The organism is Flavobacterium sp., from assembly GCF_025352015.1.
GTDB lineage: Bacteria > Bacteroidota > Bacteroidia > Flavobacteriales > Flavobacteriaceae > Flavobacterium.
Genome location: NZ_JANXUG010000084.1, coordinates 1 through 4,059, shown reverse-complemented (window position 1 = coordinate 4,059; position 4,059 = coordinate 1). Strand labels below are relative to the sequence as shown.

Genomic DNA, 4,059 nt, shown 5'->3' with positions numbered 1-4,059 from the left:
ATTGGTAAATTTAACTTTTTTTTATTGAAATGGACATTCTATTTAAGAGGTTCTTTTTTAATAAAAACTATTTTTATTTAGATTAATTTTTTTATTTAGATTAAACTAAATGTTTTTTAATATAAAATCTAAATTTGGTTTAAACATCATTTGTTTAGTATGATATAAAATAAAGTCATCATCTAATTTTTCAATTTTGTTATAGTCAATTTTAAAAAGAGAACTTTGTTTGTTTCTTTGACCAAAAAATTCTAATATGATATTGTTTATTAATTGAGGAACAAAAACATTACTATCTGTTGAGGTAATGAATAAATGAAAATGTAGGTTCATTTCAATATTCTCATCAACAATATTATTTTTATGTTGGGACTTAAAAAATTCCTCTGATGTTTCAAAAAAACAATAATATTTGACAATTCTTTTTTCTAAATCTTTAATGTTAGTGAATGGATACATTTGATAAACATACTTTTTAATTCCAGTTCTAATATGTTTCTTTAACTCTTTCAATGTGAAGTTAGATTTGTTTCTGTTCTGTTGAACAACTAAATAATGAAGTCTTGATTTAGGTAAATTTTTAACCTCATTTAGTATTTGATTTTGATGAGGTTTTAATTCATAAGTTCTCATTATTAATCTTTATTTAATAGGACAATCATCAAACTAAATAAATTAATTTGAGAATTGAATAAGGGATATTCTTTTACAGAGAACTAACTGAAAACCTATGTGGTTTAGTTTAATCTTTCTATTTTGATTTTAATTTCTTCAATCTTTATTTTCAACTTTATCTTTTCTCTTTTCTTAAAATCTTTTTCTATTTCCAATTTCTCTTTATCTCTTTTAATTGTTTCCTCACATTTCCTAATCTTATCAAAATCAACCATTATTCTTTTCTAATTTTTCTATAAGTATTATTTCCATCAAATTAAATAAAGTCTTCTCTGGGTATAGAAATAAGTTCTTATACTTGATAATTTCACCATCTATACACTTTAATTCTCTTTGGATTTTTGACTTTGGAACTTTAAGAACTTGTTTCATAGTTTCAATGTCATATAGTCTTCTGTTATCTTTTATTATAAATTCTACCATTTGATTTTAACTTATATTTTTTCTCCAATAACTGGTATTCTTTTACAAGGTTATCAATGTTATCATCATCTTCATCATTTTCAATTTCATCTTGAACTTCATCTTTTTTTACTTCTTGACCATTGATTATTTCATCAAATTCATCTTCAAGTTTTCTATTAGAAACATTTGTTTCTTCATCAGGAAGTTCTTGACTATACTTTTCAATAATAAACTTAATAAAGTTAGTGTGGAGGTGTTTTTTCTTTTTCATATTCTTAATATTGATTTTTTGAGTTGATTTGGATCAACTTTAAATTATATATAAAAAAGAAATTAAGTTGTTTTTGAAATTAAGGATTTTTTACAGAGAAAAAACACTTTTGTGGAAAAAACGGTCAAATTGACCACCTAATTCCAGTGTAAATTGACCACCCGATTTCGGTGCAAATTGACCACCAAAAAACTACTGCCTTTTTCATGATGTTAGAACCATACATTCGTTAAAAAAACACGGATTATGGCAAATAAAATAACAGACATGAGTAAAATTAGAAAAGTAATTAAATTCCATTGCAATGGTAAGAGTAAGTTATTTATAAGCAGCTACTTATCCCTTTCCAGAAACACGGTAAAGAAGTATATTTCTTTATTTGAAGTCCTCGGATTAAGCTTTGAAGTGATTAATGAAAAAACAGATGCCGAACTGGAACTTTTGTTTTCACACACTACTGTGGAATCAATTAGCCCCAAATTGCAGATACTTTATGATTTTTTCCCTAAAATGGAACGGGAACTAAAAAAAGTTGGTGTTACCATACAGCACATGTGGGAGCAATATATTGCCGTAAATCCTGATGGTTACAAGAGTTCACAATTTAGCCATCATTATAAAATATGGGGTAAACGAGTCAATCCAGTAATGCACATGAATCACAAAGCTGGTGATAAAATGTATGTGGATTATGCTGGAAAAACACTCTCCATTATTGATAAAGACACGGGTGAAATCAAAGACATCCAATTTTTTGTTGCCATATTAGGGGCTAGTCAATACACTTATGCAGAGGCTTCTATGAGCCAACAAAAGGGAGATTTTGTTACATCTGTAGAGAATGCAATGCGTTTTTTTGAAGGTACTCCTGCGGCAATTGTTCCAGATAATTTAAAATCTGCGGTAATAAAAAGTAGTCGTTTTGAACCAACAATTAATGAAACTTTGGCTGATTTAGCGGAACATTACGAAACTACAATCTTGCCTGCCAGAGCTTATAAACCAAGAGATAAGTCATTAGTTGAAGGAGCTGTCAAGATATTATACAGAAGGATTTATGTAAATCTAAAAGAAACCAAATTCTTTAGCCTGGAAGAATTAAACCAACAGATATGGGATTTATTAGACACTCATAATAGCCGAAAACTCACAGGACGTCCTTATTCTCGCATAGAATTGTTTTTAGAAGATGAGCAACAAAAATTGCGACCACTACCACAAGAACGCTTTGAAATCAAATACCAATCCTTTGCAACAGTAATGCAAAACGGACATGTTCAATTAAGTCAAGATAAAAATTACTACAGCGTTCCGTATCAATATGTAAAGAAAAAAGCGAAACTATTGTATACCAAATCAACTGTAGAGATATATTATAAATACAATCGAATAGCTGTCCATGCCCGAAATTACAAACCTTATGTCTATACCACAACCCCAGAGCATTTAGCAAGTACGCATCAATTTGTAGCCCAATGGAGCGCTGCCCGCTTCATTGATTGGGCAAGTAGTATTGATGAGTCAGTAGGAGAATATATTATGCAGATAATCGAAAGTAGAAACCACCCTGAACAGGCTTATAAAAGTTGTTTAGGAATACTAAACTTCGAGAAAAAGGTAGGTAAGCAGCGGTTAATAAATGCCTGTAAACGGGCACTTGATTTTAAAATTTACAATTTTAAGACGATACAGAACATTTTAGAAAACAACCTAGACCATATTGATTTTGAACAGGAACAGGAGCAAGAACTCCCGAGTCACGGTAACATAAGAGGGAAATATTATTATAACTAAATTAAATCTTAAAAACATGAATGAATCCACAGTAACAAAAATGAAACAAATGAAGCTTTATGGTATGTATAATGCTTTTAAAACAGCCATTGAAAGCGGAAAAACGGACCATTACACACTCGATCAATTTGTATCGATGATTATTGATGCTGAATGGGACGAAAGGCACAATCGTCGTATTCAACGCAGTATTACCAATGCCAGATTCCATTACAAATCAAATATTGAAAGTATCAATTTTGATGTATCTCGTAATCTTGACCGAAATATGGTACTGCGTCTGGCAGAATGCGAATTTGTAGAAAAAAATGAAAACATTTTAATCACTGGAAGTACTGGTGTAGGCAAGAGTTATTTAGGCACCGCATTAGGTTATCAAGCCTGTATACAAGGTTTTAAGGTAAGTTATTTTAATACTTCAAAGTTGTTTGCTAAATTAAAAATGGCCAAAGCAGATGGTTCTTACCTGCGAGAACTTGCCAAAATACAGAGACAAGATGTTATTATACTTGACGATTTTGGACTACAAGCATTAGATAGTCATAACCGAATTACCCTTTTGGAAATCATTGAAGACCGACATAATAATGGTTCAATTATCGTAACCTCACAAATCCCAGTACAAGGATGGTACGATATAATTGGAGAAAAAACCATAGCTGATGCAATTTTGGATAGACTGATACATCAATCTCACCGACTCGAATTACATGGAGAATCTATGAGAAAAAAAAGAGGTGTAAGCAAGCAATAATATTAAGTATATTTGAATACTAATTAACAGATGAAAAAAAGTAGTTTTTAATGAAAAATGGAGGTGGTCATTTTGCTCCGGAATTAGGTGGTCATTTTGAATTGGAATCAGGTGGTCACTTTAAATTGGAATTGGGTGGTCAATATGACTGGAATTTGCA

At 30.4% G+C, this 4,059-nt stretch carries 4 protein-coding genes; 2 read left to right on the top strand and 2 right to left on the bottom strand.

Going from position 1 to position 4,059, the window contains the following annotated elements:
• Positions 1–105: 105 nt before the first annotated feature.
• Both Q0Q96_RS08315 and Q0Q96_RS08310 read right to left on the bottom strand, forming a co-directional pair.
• On the bottom strand, positions 106–633 hold the full coding sequence (locus tag Q0Q96_RS08315) for a hypothetical protein (protein ID WP_293873602.1): 528 nt from the start codon (positions 631–633) through the stop codon (positions 106–108).
• A gap of 439 nt (positions 634–1,072) precedes the next feature.
• Positions 1,073–1,351, bottom strand: coding sequence for a hypothetical protein (locus tag Q0Q96_RS08310; protein WP_293873600.1), 279 nt, complete (start codon positions 1,349–1,351; stop codon positions 1,073–1,075).
• A 246-nt stretch (positions 1,352–1,597) separates the two neighbouring features.
• Between Q0Q96_RS08310 and istA the strand changes: the two genes are divergently transcribed.
• Positions 1,598–3,145 (top strand): IS21 family transposase, encoded by a 1,548-nt coding sequence (gene istA / locus Q0Q96_RS08305; protein WP_293873598.1) that lies wholly within the window; start codon positions 1,598–1,600, stop codon positions 3,143–3,145.
• Between the two features lie 16 nt (positions 3,146–3,161).
• The gene (gene istB, locus Q0Q96_RS08300) at positions 3,162–3,899 is read left to right on the top strand and encodes an IS21-like element helper ATPase IstB (RefSeq protein ID WP_293873596.1); all 738 of its coding nucleotides are present in this window, start codon (positions 3,162–3,164) and stop codon (positions 3,897–3,899) included.
• The last annotated feature ends 160 nt before the right edge of the window (positions 3,900–4,059 follow it).

Bases quoted from the DNA above. Each gene is read 5' to 3' on its own strand.
- istA (WP_293873598.1), top strand. From the start codon at position 1,598: ATGGCAAATAAAATAACAGACATGAGTAAAATTAGAAAAGTAATTAAA.
- Q0Q96_RS08310 (WP_293873600.1), bottom strand. From the start codon at position 1,351: ATGAAAAAGAAAAAACACCTCCACACTAACTTTATTAAGTTTATTATT.
- istB (WP_293873596.1), top strand. From the start codon at position 3,162: ATGAATGAATCCACAGTAACAAAAATGAAACAAATGAAGCTTTATGGT.
- Q0Q96_RS08315 (WP_293873602.1), bottom strand. From the start codon at position 633: ATGAGAACTTATGAATTAAAACCTCATCAAAATCAAATACTAAATGAG.